Annotated in this window: 13 protein-coding genes; 1 reads left to right on the forward strand and 12 read right to left on the reverse strand. The window is 65.1% G+C overall.

Features of this window, described 5'->3' with window-relative positions; translation table 11 throughout:
* Positions 1–7: 7 nt before the first annotated feature.
* Genes murG through mraZ form a run of 10 tightly spaced genes read right to left on the reverse strand, consistent with a single transcriptional unit; the run spans position 8 to position 11,390 of the window.
* Positions 8–1,126, reverse strand: a complete 1,119-nt coding sequence (murG, locus tag HGB41_RS20710) for an undecaprenyldiphospho-muramoylpentapeptide beta-N-acetylglucosaminyltransferase (RefSeq protein WP_229423144.1) — start codon at positions 1,124–1,126, stop codon at positions 8–10.
* The gene (gene ftsW / locus HGB41_RS20715; protein WP_171088019.1) at positions 1,123–2,340 is read right to left on the reverse strand and encodes a putative lipid II flippase FtsW; all 1,218 of its coding nucleotides are present in this window, start codon (positions 2,338–2,340) and stop codon (positions 1,123–1,125) included. The genes murG and ftsW overlap by 4 nt, the downstream gene beginning before the upstream one ends.
* Positions 2,340–3,857, reverse strand: coding sequence for a UDP-N-acetylmuramoyl-L-alanine--D-glutamate ligase (gene murD / locus HGB41_RS20720; protein WP_171088020.1), 1,518 nt, complete (start codon positions 3,855–3,857; stop codon positions 2,340–2,342). Before murD ends, ftsW begins: the two co-directional genes overlap by 1 nt.
* Positions 3,858–3,860: 3 nt before the next feature.
* Entirely contained in the window at positions 3,861–5,030 is a 1,170-nt protein-coding gene (gene mraY / locus HGB41_RS20725) for a phospho-N-acetylmuramoyl-pentapeptide-transferase (protein WP_171088022.1), read from the reverse strand.
* Positions 5,031–6,398 carry a UDP-N-acetylmuramoyl-tripeptide--D-alanyl-D-alanine ligase gene (locus tag HGB41_RS20730; protein ID WP_171088066.1) on the reverse strand — a complete coding sequence of 456 codons (1,368 nt, stop codon included), beginning with the start codon at positions 6,396–6,398 and terminating at the stop codon, positions 5,031–5,033.
* An 11-nt stretch (positions 6,399–6,409) separates the two neighbouring features.
* Complete coding sequence (locus tag HGB41_RS20735) at positions 6,410–7,930, reverse strand: UDP-N-acetylmuramoyl-L-alanyl-D-glutamate--2,6-diaminopimelate ligase (RefSeq protein WP_171088024.1); 1,521 nt, start codon at positions 7,928–7,930, stop codon at positions 6,410–6,412.
* Positions 7,930–9,717, reverse strand: a complete 1,788-nt coding sequence (locus HGB41_RS20740; protein ID WP_171088025.1) for a peptidoglycan D,D-transpeptidase FtsI family protein — start codon at positions 9,715–9,717, stop codon at positions 7,930–7,932. The genes HGB41_RS20735 and HGB41_RS20740 overlap by 1 nt, the downstream gene beginning before the upstream one ends.
* Complete coding sequence (ftsL, locus tag HGB41_RS20745) at positions 9,714–9,986, reverse strand: cell division protein FtsL (RefSeq protein ID WP_171088027.1); 273 nt, start codon at positions 9,984–9,986, stop codon at positions 9,714–9,716. The genes HGB41_RS20740 and ftsL overlap by 4 nt, the downstream gene beginning before the upstream one ends.
* Complete coding sequence (rsmH, locus tag HGB41_RS20750; protein ID WP_371868564.1) at positions 9,983–10,975, reverse strand: 16S rRNA (cytosine(1402)-N(4))-methyltransferase RsmH; 993 nt, start codon at positions 10,973–10,975, stop codon at positions 9,983–9,985. The genes ftsL and rsmH overlap by 4 nt, the downstream gene beginning before the upstream one ends.
* On the reverse strand, positions 10,962–11,390 hold the full coding sequence (gene mraZ, locus HGB41_RS20755) for a division/cell wall cluster transcriptional repressor MraZ (RefSeq protein WP_171088031.1): 429 nt from the start codon (positions 11,388–11,390) through the stop codon (positions 10,962–10,964). The genes rsmH and mraZ overlap by 14 nt, the downstream gene beginning before the upstream one ends.
* Before the next feature lie 493 nt (positions 11,391–11,883).
* Between mraZ and HGB41_RS20760 the strand changes: the two genes are divergently transcribed.
* Positions 11,884–12,843, forward strand: coding sequence for an AAA family ATPase (locus HGB41_RS20760; RefSeq protein WP_171088033.1), 960 nt, complete (start codon positions 11,884–11,886; stop codon positions 12,841–12,843).
* A gap of 30 nt (positions 12,844–12,873) precedes the next feature.
* On the opposite strand, the gene HGB41_RS20765 is transcribed toward HGB41_RS20760, so the two are convergent.
* Positions 12,874–13,134, reverse strand: a complete 261-nt coding sequence (locus HGB41_RS20765; RefSeq protein WP_171088035.1) for a hypothetical protein — start codon at positions 13,132–13,134, stop codon at positions 12,874–12,876.
* Positions 13,135–13,433: 299 nt separating this feature from the next.
* Positions 13,434–13,644: hypothetical protein (locus tag HGB41_RS23270; protein WP_212761045.1), on the reverse strand; the 211-nt coding region annotated here is incomplete at its 5' end.

Below are 13,644 nucleotides of genomic sequence, written 5' to 3' on the forward strand. Positions count from 1 at the left end.
GTTCCGTTCAGTTCCCCAGGCCAGCTAACTTATTTGCCAAATTTTCAAGTTCGCGCGCGATCGCTTCGTTGGCGTCGCGCTTGCCCACCTTCGCCGCCGCCTGCGCCATGGCCAGGCAGTCGTCGCGCGTGGTTTTTTGCAGCAGGCTTGCCAGCCCCTGCGGATTCAGTTCGCCCTGCGGCAGGTAGACGGCCGCCTTCTGCCCCGCCATCCAGACCGCGTTGTCGCGCTGGTGACTGGTGGTGCTGGCCACGAAGGGCACCAGCACACTGGCCACGCCGGCCGCCGTCAGTTCCGACACGGTGATCGCGCCGGCGCGGCAGATGACGAGGTCGGCCTCGGCATAGGCGGCTGCCATGTCGTCGATGAAGTCGACGACTTTCGCTTCTACGCCGGCCTGCGCATACGCCGCGCGCAGCGCGTCGATATTCTTCTTGCCCGACTGGTGGGTCACTATCGGGCGAACTGAGGGCCGCACGGCCGGGTCGATCAGGCCCAGCGCCGCCGGCACGCTGTCGTTCAATACTTTGGCGCCCAGGCTGCCGCCGACCACCAGGATGCGCAGCGGGCCGCTGCGGCCGGCGAAGCGCACCGCGGACGCCGGCAGGTCGAGGATCTGCTGGCGCACCGGGTTGCCGGTGACAATCGCCTTGCTTGCCGCCTTGCCGAAATCTGCCGGGAAGCCGAACAGCACGCGCTGGGCGATTGGGGCCAGTGTCTTGTTCGACAGCAGCAGCGCCGCATCGGCGTTCACCAGCGCCAGCGGCACGCCGCGCGCACGCGCCATCATCCCGCCCGGCACCGTTACATAGCCGCCCATGCCCAGCACCACGTCGGGTGCGCGCTGGGCAACGATGCGGCGGCAGGCCAGGAATGCGGCCGCCATCTTGAAGACGCCCTTGACCGTGTGGGCAAGGCCCTTGCCGCGCAGGCCGGCGAAGTCGATGGTGTCCATCGGGATGCCGGCTTTCGGCACCAGGTCGGTCTCCATGCCATGCGCGGTGCCCAGCCACGACACTTCCCAGCCACGCGCGCGCATGGTCTGCGCAATCGCGATACCGGGGAAGATGTGGCCGCCAGTGCCGGCTGCCATGATCATCAGGCGCTTCGGTCTAAGCTGCGTCATGTGCGGCCTCCGCGCATGCGCACCCGGTTCTCGTAATCGATGCGCAGCAGGATCGCCAGCCCAACGCAGTTGAACAGCACGCCGGATCCGCCAAAGCTCATCAAGGGCAGGGTCAGGCCCTTGGTCGGCAGCAGGCCCAGGTTCACACCCATGTTGATGAAGGTCTGCACACCAATCCAGATACCGATCCCTTTCGCAGCCAGGCCGGCGAAGGTCTGGTCCAGGGCGATCGCCTGGCGGCCGATGTCGAAAGCGCGTTTCACCAGCCAGTAGAACATCGCAATCACCACCAGTACGCCGGCCAGGCCGAGTTCCTCGCCGATCACGGCCATGATGAAGTCGGTATGCGCTTCCGGCAGGTAGAACAGCTTCTCGACGCTGCCGCCCAGACCAACGCCGAAGAACTCGCCGCGCCCGAAGGCGATCAGGGAGTGGGTCAGCTGGTAGGCCTTGTCCAGTGCATTGCCCTCTTCCCACGGGTCGAGGTAAGCGAACATGCGCGCGCGGCGGAACGGCGACAGCGCGATGATGGCAGTGAAGATCACCACCAGCAGCGCGCCGATGCCGCCGAACCAGACGATGTTGATCCCGCCCAGGAACAGGATTCCCATGGCGATGCAGACGATCACGCCAAAGGCGCCCAGGTCCGGCTCCATCAGCAGCAGGCCGCCGACCAGGCCGATCGCCACCATCATCGGAAGGAAGCCCTTGGTCAGCTTGTGCATGTATTCCTGCTTCCTCACCGTGAAGTCGGCCGCGTACAGGACCACGGCGATCTTCATGATCTCGGACGGCTGCAAATTCATGATCTTGAGCGGCAGCCAGCGGCGCGCGCCGTTGACCGTCACGCCGATGCCCGGAATCAGCACCAGGGCCAGCAGGAACAGGGTCCCGATGAACATCATAGGGGCATACCTTTGCCAGACCGCGATCGGCACCTGGAAGGCGACGGCGGCGGCGGCCATCGAGACGATGATGTACATCGACTGGCGGTACAGGAAGTATTCGTTCTTGTCGCCGAGGTAGGCGAACTTCGGCGAATCCGGCAGCGCGATCGAGGCCGAATACACCATCACCAGCCCGAACAGCATCAGCAGCACGGTGACCCAGACCAGCGGCTGGTCGTAGTCCATCATCTTCGATGGACGGCTGCGCGCGGCGATGGAAGCATCGCTGGCGGAACCGGAAAACTTGAACGGGATCTGGAAGGGCATCAGATGTCCTGTCCTTTTTCCAGGGCGATGTCGCGTACGGCGTCGACGAACACCTGGGCGCGGTGCGTGTAGTTGGTGAACATGTCGAGGCTGGCGCAAGCCGGCGACAGCAGCACGCAATCGCCCGGACGCGCCAGGCCGCTGGCCCTGAGCACCGCTTCCGGCAAGCCTGGCAGGTCGAACACCGGCACGCCGGTCGGTTCGATGGCGGCGCGCACGCTCGGCGCATCGCGGCCGATCAGCAGCACGGCGCGCACATAGCGCGAGCTTGGTCCCGCCAGCGGCGCGAAGTCCTGGCCCTTGCCGTCGCCACCGGCGATCAACAGGATCTGCTGGTCTTCGCCGGCGAAGGCCTTGCCCAGGCCTTCCAGCGCGGCGACGGTGGCGCCGACATTGGTGCCCTTGCTGTCGTCGTAGTAATCCACGCCGTCGATGCTGGCGACCAGTTCGACGCGGTGCGGCTCGCCCGCATATTCGCGCAGGCCGTGCAGCAGCGGGGCCAGCGGCAAGCCGCAGGCGCGGCACAGGGCCAGCGCGGCCAGTGCGTTCGAGGCATTGTGCAAGCCGCGGATCTTCAGCGCATCGGCCGGCATCAAGCGGTTGACGGTTATTTCGACCGGCGCCGGCGCCTCGCCTTTCTTCAGCTTCTTGGCAGGTTCGTCGTCGCTGGCGACGGCATTGGCCAGCCACAGCACGCCGCGCTCTTGAGCCAAGCCGAAGCTGTTCGGCTCCATCGGTTCGCCGGTGCCGAAGGTGAAGGCCGGCGCGTCCGGCGCCGCCATGCGCATCACAAGCGCGTCGTCGCGGTTCAGCACGCGCACCGTATCGGCGCCGAATATGCGCGCCTTGTCGGCGGCGTAGGCGTCCATGCTGCCGTGCCAGTCGAGGTGGTCCTGGGTCAGGTTCAGCACCGTGGCGGCGTCGGCCTGCAGGCTGAAGGTCAGGTGCAACTGGAAGCTGGACAGCTCGAGCACCCAGGCCTGCGGCAGCTCGTCGCTGTCGAGGGTTTCGCGCAGCACGTCCAGTGCGGCCGGGCTGATGTTGCCGGCCACGCGCGTGGAGAGGCCCGCGCGGCGACACAGCAGGCCGGTCAGGCTGGTAACGGTGGTCTTGCCGTTGGTGCCGGTGATGGCGATGACTTTCGGCGCATAGCCGCGGTCAAGGCGCAGGTGCGCAAGCGCCTGCGCGAACAGTTCGATCTCGCCCCAGACCGGGATATTGCGCTCGCGCGCAGCCGGGGCGATCCCGGCCAGCTCGCGGTTCGGCGCCAGGCCCGGGCTGACGGCAACAAAATCCACGCCGTCGAGCAGGGCCGCGGCGAATTCGCCGCCGACGAATTCCGCATCCGGCACCGCCTGGCGCAGGGCGAACAGGCGCTGCGGCTCGGTGCGCGTGTCGGCGACGCGCACGCGCGCGCCGCAGCGCGCCAGCCATTGCGCCATCGCCAGCCCGGATTCCCCCAGGCCGAGCACCAGCCCAGCTTTACCTTCCAATGCGGATTTGCCGTCGTAGCTCATTCTTTAGCGCAGCTTCAGTGTGGACAGGCCAACCAGGACCAGCATCATGGTCACGATCCAGAAGCGGACCACGACCTTGGTCTCTTTCCAGCCCTTTTGCTCGAAATGGTGGTGCAGCGGCGCCATCAGGAAGACGCGGCGCCCTGCGCCGTAGCGCTTCTTGGTGTACTTGAACCAGGTCACCTGGATGATCACCGACAGGGTCTCGGCCACGAACACGCCGCCCATGATGAACAGGACGATTTCCTGGCGCACGATGACGGCGACGGTGCCGAGCGCGCCGCCCAGCGCCAGCGCGCCGACGTCGCCCATGAACATCTGGGCCGGGTGCGCGTTATACCAGAGGAAGGCCAGGCCCGCGCCGGCCATCGCGCCGCAGAAGATCAGCAGTTCGCCGGCGCCCGGGATATAAGGAATCAGCAGGTATTTCGAGAAGGTCGCGCTACCGGTCAGGTAGGCGAACAGGCCCAGTGCGCCGCCAACCATCACGGTCGGCATGATCGCCAGGCCATCGAGGCCGTCGGTGAAGTTGACGGCATTGCTGGAACCGACGATGACGCAATAGGTCAGCGCGATGAAGCCCCACACGCCCAGCGGATAGCTGATCGACTTGAAGAACGGGACGATCAGGTCGGCTTTAGGAGGCAGCGTCATCGAGAAGCCCGATTGCACCCAGGCGTAGAACAGCTGCAGCACTTCCCACGGGTTCGCGGCCGAGACCGAGAACGCCAGGTAGAGCGCCGATGCGATGCCGACCAGCGACATCCAAAAGTATTTTTCGCGCGAACGCATGCCTTCCGGATCCTTGTAGACCACCTTGCGGTAGTCGTCGACCCAGCCGACGGCGCCGAAGCCCATGGTCACGACCAGCACCGGCCAGATCAGGCGGTTCGACAGGTCGCACCACAGCAGGGTCGAGATGCCGATCGCGATCAGCACCAGCACGCCGCCCATGGTCGGGGTGCCGTGCTTGGCCAGGTGGGTCTGCGGACCGTAGGTGCGCACGGCCTGGCCGACCTTGAGTGCGGTCAGCTTGCGGATCACGGCCGGGCCGCACACCAGTCCAATGGCGATGGCGGTGATGGTGGCAAATACGGCACGGAAGGTGATGTAGTTGAAAACGCGCAGTGGACCGATGTAGTCCTGGAAGTATTGAGCGAGCCAGAGAAGCATTTAGTGGGCGTCCTTGCTAGGTGTTGATCCGGTCAGGTGCTGGACCACGCGTTCCATTTTCATGAAGCGTGAGCCTTTCACCAGCACAGTCGCTTTGCTATTGCCGCCCAGTGTAGAACCGAGTGCTGCCAATAATTCGTCGAACTGCTCGTAATGCCGTGCCCCGGACGCCGCCATGTGGCGTGCCAGTTCGCCAGTGGCGAGCACGTGTTCGATGCCCTGCTGCTGGGCATAGACACCGACTTCTTCGTGAAACTCTTTACCTTGCGTGCCGACTTCGCCCATGTCTCCGACCACCAGGATGCGCGGGGCCGGGTAAGCGGCCAGCACGTCGATCGCGGCGCGCATCGAGTCCGGGTTGGCGTTGTAGGTGTCGTCGATCACGGTGGCGCCGTTGGCGGCCTGCTTTTTCTGCAGGCGGCCACCGACCGGCGCGAACGCTTCGAGGCCGCGCACGATGGCGTCGACCGGGATGCCGGCGGCCAGGGTAGAGGCGAATGCGGCCAGCGCGTTGCGCACGTTGTGTTCGCCCGCCGCGGCCAGCTTGAGCGTGTACTGGGCGCCGCGTGCGCTCACCTGGAGTTCGTTGCCGAAACCGGTCGAGACATAGGTGGCGCTGACGTCGCAGGCGTCGGTGAGGCCGAAGCTCAGCACCTCGCAGGTCGTCATGCCGCGCCACAAGTCCGTGTAGATGTCGTCGCCCGGGAAGACGGCCACGCCATCCTTTGGCAAGGCCTGCAGCACCGAGCCATTCTCGCGCGCCACCGCTTCCACGGTGTGCATGAATTCCTGGTGTTCGCGCTGGGCGTTGTTGACCATGGCGACCGTCGGCGCTGCGATGGCGGCCAGGCGGCCGATCTCGCCCGGATGGTTCATGCCCATTTCGATCACGGCCGCGCGGTGCTGGGCGCCCAGGCGGAACAGGGTCAGCGGCACGCCGATCTCATTATTCAAATTGCCCTGGGTGGCCAGGCGCGCTTCTTCGCCGAAGGCCGCCGCCAGGATAGCCGCGATCATTTCCTTGACCGTGGTCTTGCCGTTCGAACCGGTCACGCCGATGACGGGAATCGCGAACTGGCCGCGCCAGAAGTTGGCGATACGGCCCAGCGCCACCAGGGTATCCGGCACCACGATGGCCGGCAGGGTCCAGCCGTCAGGCAGCGCATGCACGACGACGGCGGCGACGCCGCGCCCGGCGACCTGGCCGAGGAAGCTGTGCGCATCGAAGGTCTCGCCCTTGAGCGCGACGAACAGCGCGCCGCTTGGTGCGCTGCGGCTGTCGGTCGAGACGCCCTCGAAGGAAGCATCTGCACCCACGAGCTGCGCGCCCGGGATGGCGGCGACGAGTTGTGCGAGGCTTGCCCGCATTTGCGTACCCATCAGTGAGTCCTCATCATGGTGAGCCGCGCGCTCAGTGCAAGCGTGGCGTGGTCGGCATCCGAGAACGGCATCTTCCTGCCCTTGATTTCCTGGTAGGGCTCATGGCCCTTCCCTGCCAGCAGGATCACATCCTGCTGGCCGGCGTTCTTCACGGCCAGCAGGATGGCGGTGGCGCGGTCTTCGACAGCCTGCACGTCCTTGTCCATGCCGGCGACGATCTGGGCGATGATGCTGGCCGGCTCTTCGCTGCGCGGGTTGTCGCTGGTGACCACCACCTGGTCGGCCGCCTGGGCGATGGCGCCCATTTGCGGGCGCTTGCCCGGATCGCGGTCGCCGCCGCAGCCGAACACACACCACAACTGGCCGCCGCGCTCCGTTGCCACCTGGCGCAGCGCTTCCAGGGTCTTTTCCAGCGCATCTGGCGTATGTGCGTAATCGATCACGACCATCGGTGCGTCCTGGCCGCCGACCTGCTGCATGCGGCCCGGGGCCGGCACCAGTGCTTCGATGGCCTCGACCGCATTTTTCAGCGCCACGCCCTTGGCCAGCAGCGCGCCCAGCACCGCCAGCGCATTGCTGACGTTGAAGTGGCCGACCAGCGAGGTCTTGGCGACCGAAGAACCTGCCGGCGTATCGACGGTGAACTCCGTGCCCGCATGGCGGCTGCGCAGGTTCGAGGCGCGCAGCATGCCGAGGCCGTCGATGGCCGGCTGGCCAGCTTCATTCTTCAGCGTGTAACCGGTGACCGGCAGCGCGCTGAAATTGGTGCGCAGGTGGGTGACCAGGCGCTGCCCTGCCGGGTCGTCCAGGTTGACGATGGCCGACTTGAGGCCTTCCCATTCGAACAGCGCGAACTTGGACGCTTCGTAGCTCTCCATGTCGCCATGGAAGTCGAGGTGGTCGCGGGTCAGGTTGGTGAAGATGGCGGCGTCGACATGCATACCGGTCATCCGGTCCTGGACCAGGCCGATGGACGAGGCTTCGATCGCCAGCGCGGTGGCGCCCTGTTCGCGCAGGTCGCTGAGCGTCTGCGCCAGCAGCACCGCGTCCGGCGTGGTGTAGCCGGTGGCGTCAAAAACCGGCTCGGCCTTGCCCTTGGCAATGCCCACGCCCAGCGTGCCGATCACGGCCGCGGTCTCGCCCAGGCGGGCCAGTGCCTGCCCGAGCCAGACCGCGCAGGAAGTCTTGCCGTTGGTGCCGGTGACGGCCACGGTGAACATGCCTGCATCCGGCTTGCCCAGCACGGCGTGGGCGATCGGACCGGCGTTTTTCTTCAGGTTGGCGACGGCCAGGTGCGCGACCGTGTGCGCCGCATCCCAGGCATGACCGTTTTCTTCATACACGACGGCAGCGGCGCCGGCGGCAATCGCGGCGCCGATGTAGGCGCGGCCATCGGCACCCTCGCCCGGATAGGCAAAGAACACGTCGCCCTGCGCCACGCGGCGCGAGTCGGAAACGAGGCGGCCGCCTGGGGCGGCGGCGCGGATCCATTCGCGGATGTCGTTCAGGCTGGTCGCCATCACATGCTCTCCTCGAGAGGATTTTCAGGAATGATGATGTCGGTCACCGAGGAGTCGGGCGGCACGTTCGCGGCCCGCAGCGCATTCGATGCCAGGTCCGCCGCGGTCGGTGCGGCGACGCTGCCGCCGGTGCGCAAGGCGCCGCGCGGGTTGTCGATCATGACGGCGATGACGAAGCGGGGCTTGGACATCGGCGCGATGCCGACGAAATAGCCGATGTTGTCGGTCTTCGAATAGCGGCCGTTGACGATCTTTTCGGCGGTACCGGTCTTGCCGCCGACGCGGTAGCCGGCCACCTGGGCCTTCGAGGCGGTGCCGTCCGGGCCGACCACCGATTCGAGCATGGTGCGCACCTGGGCGGCGGTCTTCGGCGAGATCACCTGCTGGCCGACCGGCTCTTCGGTGACCTTCAAAAACGAGAGCGGGATGATGTCGCCGTCGCGTGCGAACACCATGTAGGAGCGCGCCAGCTGCAGCAGCGAGACCGACAGGCCGTGGCCGAAGGACATGTTGGCGTATTCGATCGGCTTCCAGGATTTCCATGGACGCACGCGGCCGGCGACGGCGCCCGGGAACCCGTAGCGCGGCGCCTGGCCGAAACCGAGCTTGGTGTACAGCTCCCACATGTCCTGAGGCTGCAGCATCTGTGCGATCTTGACGGTGCCGACGTTCGAGGATTTCTGGATGATGCCGCCGACCGTGAGCGCGTCCTTCGGGTGCATGTCGCGGATGGTGCGCCCGCCGACGACGATGCGCCCGCCCGAGACGTCGAACACGGTGTCCGGCGTGATGCGTTTTTTCTCCAGGCCCAGCGCCACCGTGATCGGCTTGAGGGTGGAACCCGGCTCGAAGGTATCGGTGATGACGCGGTTGCGCAGCTGGGCGCCGGTCAGCTTGGAGCGGTCGTTCGGGTTATAGGTCGGGTAGTTGGCCATGGCCAGCACCTCGCCGGTGTGCACGTCCAGCACCACCGCGCCGCCGGCCTGGGCGTTGAATTTCTCGACCGCGTTCTTGACGCTGGTGAAGGCGATGTACTGCAGCTTGCTGTCCACCGACAGGGTCAGGTCCTTGCCCTGGTGTGGCTCGCGGAACATGCCCAGGTCTTCGGCGATGTGCCCCAAACGGTCCTTGATCACGCGGCGGCTGCCCGGCACGCCGACCAGGGCCTTCTGGTGGAACAGCTCCATGCCTTCCTGGCCGATGTCCTCGACATTGGTGAAGCCCACCATGTGGGTCATCACTTCGCCCTGCGGGTAGAAGCGCTTGTATTCCTTGCGGGTGTCGATGCCGTCGATCTTGAGCTTCTCGATCTGGGCGATGACCGGCATCTCGACCTGGCGTTTCAGGTAGACGAAGGTGCGGTCGGAGTCGAGTTTCTTGCGCAGGTCGGCTTCCGGCATCTCGAGCAGGCGCGCCAGGGCTTGAATCTTCTCGGCCGGGGATTTCAGCACGTCTTCCGGAATCGCCCACACCGCCTTGACCGGCAGCGACGAGGCCAGCACCGCACCGTTGCGGTCCATGATCTTGCCGCGCGTGGCCGGCAGTTCGAGCGTGCGCTCGTAGCGGCTCTTCCCCTGCTTTTGCAGGAACTGGGTCGACACGCCCTGCAGCCAGAGGGCGCGCGCGCCGAGCGCGGCGAAGGCCGCGAACAGCACGAACAGCACCAGGCGCGAGCGCCAGCTCGGCACGTTCACGGCCAGCACGGGGCTCTTCGAGAAGGCCACGCCCTTGGAGGCGGCGACCCGGGAGGTGGCACGGCGTTCGACGCGCGCATTCGGCCGGCTCATCGCGCCCCTTCCGTCAGGTACTGGGTACGGGCCGGGCTCAAGGGGGCCATGTTCAGGTTGGTGCGCGCGATCTGCTCGATGCGTTCGTTCTTGCCGAGCGTGGACTGGTCGAGCTGGAGCTGGGCCCAGTCGATGTCGAGCTGGCGCGACTGCTGTTGCAGGCGTTCGAGTTCGATCAGGAGGTGGCGCGCCTGGTAGCGGGCGTTAACGACCGACAGCGCGCACAGGACCAGCGCGGCCGTCAGCACGATGTTCAGCTTGGCGCTCATGCCGGGGCCCCGAGGCGTTCGGCCACGCGCAGCACCGCCGAGCGGGCGCGCGGGTTGGCACTGACTTCTTCATCGGACGGCTTGGTCTTGTCGACCAGCTTCATCAGGGGCTGCGGCAGGTCGACGGCGCGGATCGGCAGGCGGCGGTCCGGCTGCTCGACCTTGGCCTTGGATGCCAGGAACTGCTTGACCATGCGGTCTTCCAGCGAATGGAAGCTGATCACCGACATGCGCGCGCCCGGCGCCAGCATGGCGTAGGCCGCAATCAAGCCTTGTTCGAGGTCTTCAAGCTCTTTATTGATGAAAATCCGGATAGCCTGAAAGGTCCGGGTTGCCGGATCCTTGCCTTTTTCCCGAGTCTTGACCGCGTGTGCCACGATTGCGGCAAGCTGTCGTGTGGTCGAAATTGGCTCGACTGCCCGGCGAGCTGCAACCGCCTTTGCAATCTGGAAAGCAAACCGCTCTTCTCCATAATCTCGTATAACCTTTTCCAATTGTTGTTCCGGCGCGATCGCCAGCCAGTCGGCCGCCGACATCCCGCGCGTAGTATCCATGCGCATGTCGAGGGGGCCGTCCTGGCGGAAGCTGAATCCGCGCGTGGCGTCGTCCACCTGGGGCGACGAAATACCAAGGTCCAGCAAGATGCCGTCGACCTGGGTGATGCCGCGCGCGGCCAGCGCGTCCTGCATCGTGGCAAAGCTGTCGTGCACAATCGTGAAACGGGGGTCGTTGATCTGCTCTGCGGTGGCGATGGCCTGCAGGTCCTTGTCGAACGCGAACAGGCGGCCCTGCGGCCCCAGGCGCGACAGCAGCAGGCGGCTGTGTCCGCCGCGGCCGAAGGTGCCGTCTATATAGATACCGTTGACGCGCTCGCCGGTCAGGTTGAGCGCATCGACTGCTTCGTCCAGCAGCACCGTGCGGTGCTGGTATGCGGGCACACCTTCGGGCACCGGCGAAATTTCCGTCATCGGTGCCTCAGAAGGAGAAATTGGAAAGTACATCGGGCATGCCGCCGGCAACGGCTTCGGCTTCGCTGTCGGCGAGCTTGGCGGCGTCCCAGATCTCGAAATGGGTGCCCATGCCGAGCATCATGACTTCCTTCTCCAGCCCGACTGCGGCGCGCAGCTCGGGCGAAATCAGGATGCGGCCGGCGCTGTCGACCTCGACATCGCAGGCATTACCAAGGAAAATGCGCTGCCAGGCGCGCGCCGACATCGGCCAGGCGGCGATCTGGTCGCGGTGCTGTTCCCAGACCGGGCGCGGGAAGAACAGGAGGCAGCCGTGCGGGTGCTTGGTCAGCGTCATGCGGCCTTCGCACTGGACGCTGAGGGCGTCACGATGCTTTGCCGGAATCGACATCCTTCCTTTTGCATCGAGATTGATCGCTGACGCGCCCTGGAACACAGATTACCTAGCTTGGAGAGTTATCAATTTAGAATTTTTAGTCATCCTGGGTTATGAAAATCCCCCACAAAACGACACTTTTTCACACTGTTCCCCACTTTATTGGAATCAATGTTGGTGGTCAAGCGAATTCACGCCCGGCAAATCTTAAATTTTCTAATGAAACCAAGGACTTAGGCGCATCTCTTGACCCTATGTCAATCTAAAATGTCTCCTAAATCAGTCACTTAGGAAACGGAGTGAAGGTTGGACCTCACTTGTACAGACAATAATTACGCTTGATAAATATCACGCGTGCCGTGATGTTTTCTTGTGGAAACTAAACTTACATTGCGGCATTGGCCGTTTCAGAAATTGCGGCGCTCGTCAGGAAGCGTTAGGATCAGTCCAGGCCAGTCACCCATCCCGCATACGCCGCGCCCGGCAAAACAGCCGCGCTGGACCGGGAGCGGGCCGGCCCCACCGATCCTTGTCTGCTATCCAGGAGACAGCTGTGAGCCTTACACTCGCCCGTACCTGTGCGGTCTACGACCTGGCCCAAGTCCAGCAAGCGCTCGACCGCAGCCGCGGCCGCTCACCCGAGCTCGAGGCCTTCTACGAGCGCATGCTCGAGACCGGCGCCGACCGTTTCGTCACCACTCCCTCTTCGACCAATGCACTCGATCCATTGTTCGAGGAATGTCCAAATTTCGATGAAGTGCTGGACGACCTGGCCCGCTACCTGCGCCTCGCGCATGCCGGCAAGGGAGGACATGGCGGGGTGAACGTCATGCCCATCCTGCTGCTGGGCGGGCCGGGCGTGGGCAAGACCCATTTCGCCAAGCGCCTGGCCAGGGCCATGCAGACCGAATGCGAACTGATCAGCATGAATGCGCTGTCGGCCGGCTTCGTCATCACCGGCAGTTCGGCCAGCTGGCGCGGCGCCAAATGCGGCAAGGTCGCCGAACGCCTGGTGCGCGGGCAGTATGCGAACCCGGTGGTGGTGCTCGACGAGGTGGAAAAGGCGAGCGGCTCGAGCCAGTCCGATCCGCTGGCGGCGCTCTACCAACTATTAGAGCCGGAAACCTCGCGCGCGTTCCGCGACGAGTTCATCGATGTGGAGCTGGATGCGAGCCGGATCTTCTGGGTGCTGACGGCGAACTCGACAGGGGGTATCCCTGCCCCGCTGCTGAATCGCATGGCGGTGTACGAGGTGCCGGCGCCGACGCCTGAACAGGCGGCCGGCATTGCGCAGCGCATCTACCGCGCGCTGCTGCGCGAGCTGCACCTGGACGGGTTCGACGACAATTTGGGAGACAAGGTGCTGGACCGTCTGGCCTTGGCGTCGCCGCGCGACTTGCGCAAGACCCTGCTCGATGCGCTGGGCTATGCGGTGGCGGCCGGGCGCGGGCAGGTGGTGACCGGGGATATCCGCATCAAGGGGATCCCGGGCAAATCACGGATGGGCTTCTGATGCGGCGCGCCTGCCTGCGCCGGCGCGATATCAGCTGAGGTAAGCCTTGAGCACATCGGCGCTGCGGTCCATGCCCTCCTTCAGGCGCCGCTCCGCGCGCGCCGCGCATTCTTCCGGGGTGCCGCTGCCCTGGCTGGCGGCGTTTGCGGCGATCGCCTTGCCGGCGACGCCGAAGGCCAGGATGGCCTGGTCCCAACTCAAGCCCGAGGCCAGCGCGTGTTCGACCGCCCGCGCGGCCAGTCCGCCGAGTTTCTGAACCAGGCGCGGGTCCGTGTCTCCCAGTTTCAACATGTTCGGTCTCCTTGCGCATGGTTGCAGCAGGTGGACGGCATGCGGCCTGTCATCCCTGAGCCGGGATCATACGTCATCGTCATCGGTTGGCTGAACACGCTTGCAGCCGGGCAGCTCGATGCGAGTACCTGCCAGCGGTAGCACGGACGCGCTGCGGTTTTCATGTGATAACTATCGCCGCGTGGGCATTTGTAATTTCGGGCATTGCCCTAATGCCGATCACTTAAGAGCCGCCGGTGACTCGTAGGGTGGGCAATTCGTAATTCAGGCCATTGGCCTGAATTACCTTGCCCACGCGTTCAAACCACCGTGCTGCAGCCCGTGCGGCTGTTCACATCGCAACTATCACCGCGTGGGCGTAGTTCAGTCCACTGGACTGAACTACCCTGCCCACCCTGTAAGGGCAAAGTAGAAATGTCCGGTTTGGGCAAAGTAGAAATGTCTGCTTTTGCGATGTAGTTCATGCTGTCGACTCCGAAAAGTTTGGGGTCCAGCGTGAGCGAAACCGGG

Origin of the sequence: Telluria aromaticivorans, assembly GCF_013003915.1 — a bacterium.
In the GTDB taxonomy this organism is placed as follows: Bacteria; Pseudomonadota; Gammaproteobacteria; order Burkholderiales; family Burkholderiaceae_D; genus Telluria; species Telluria aromaticivorans.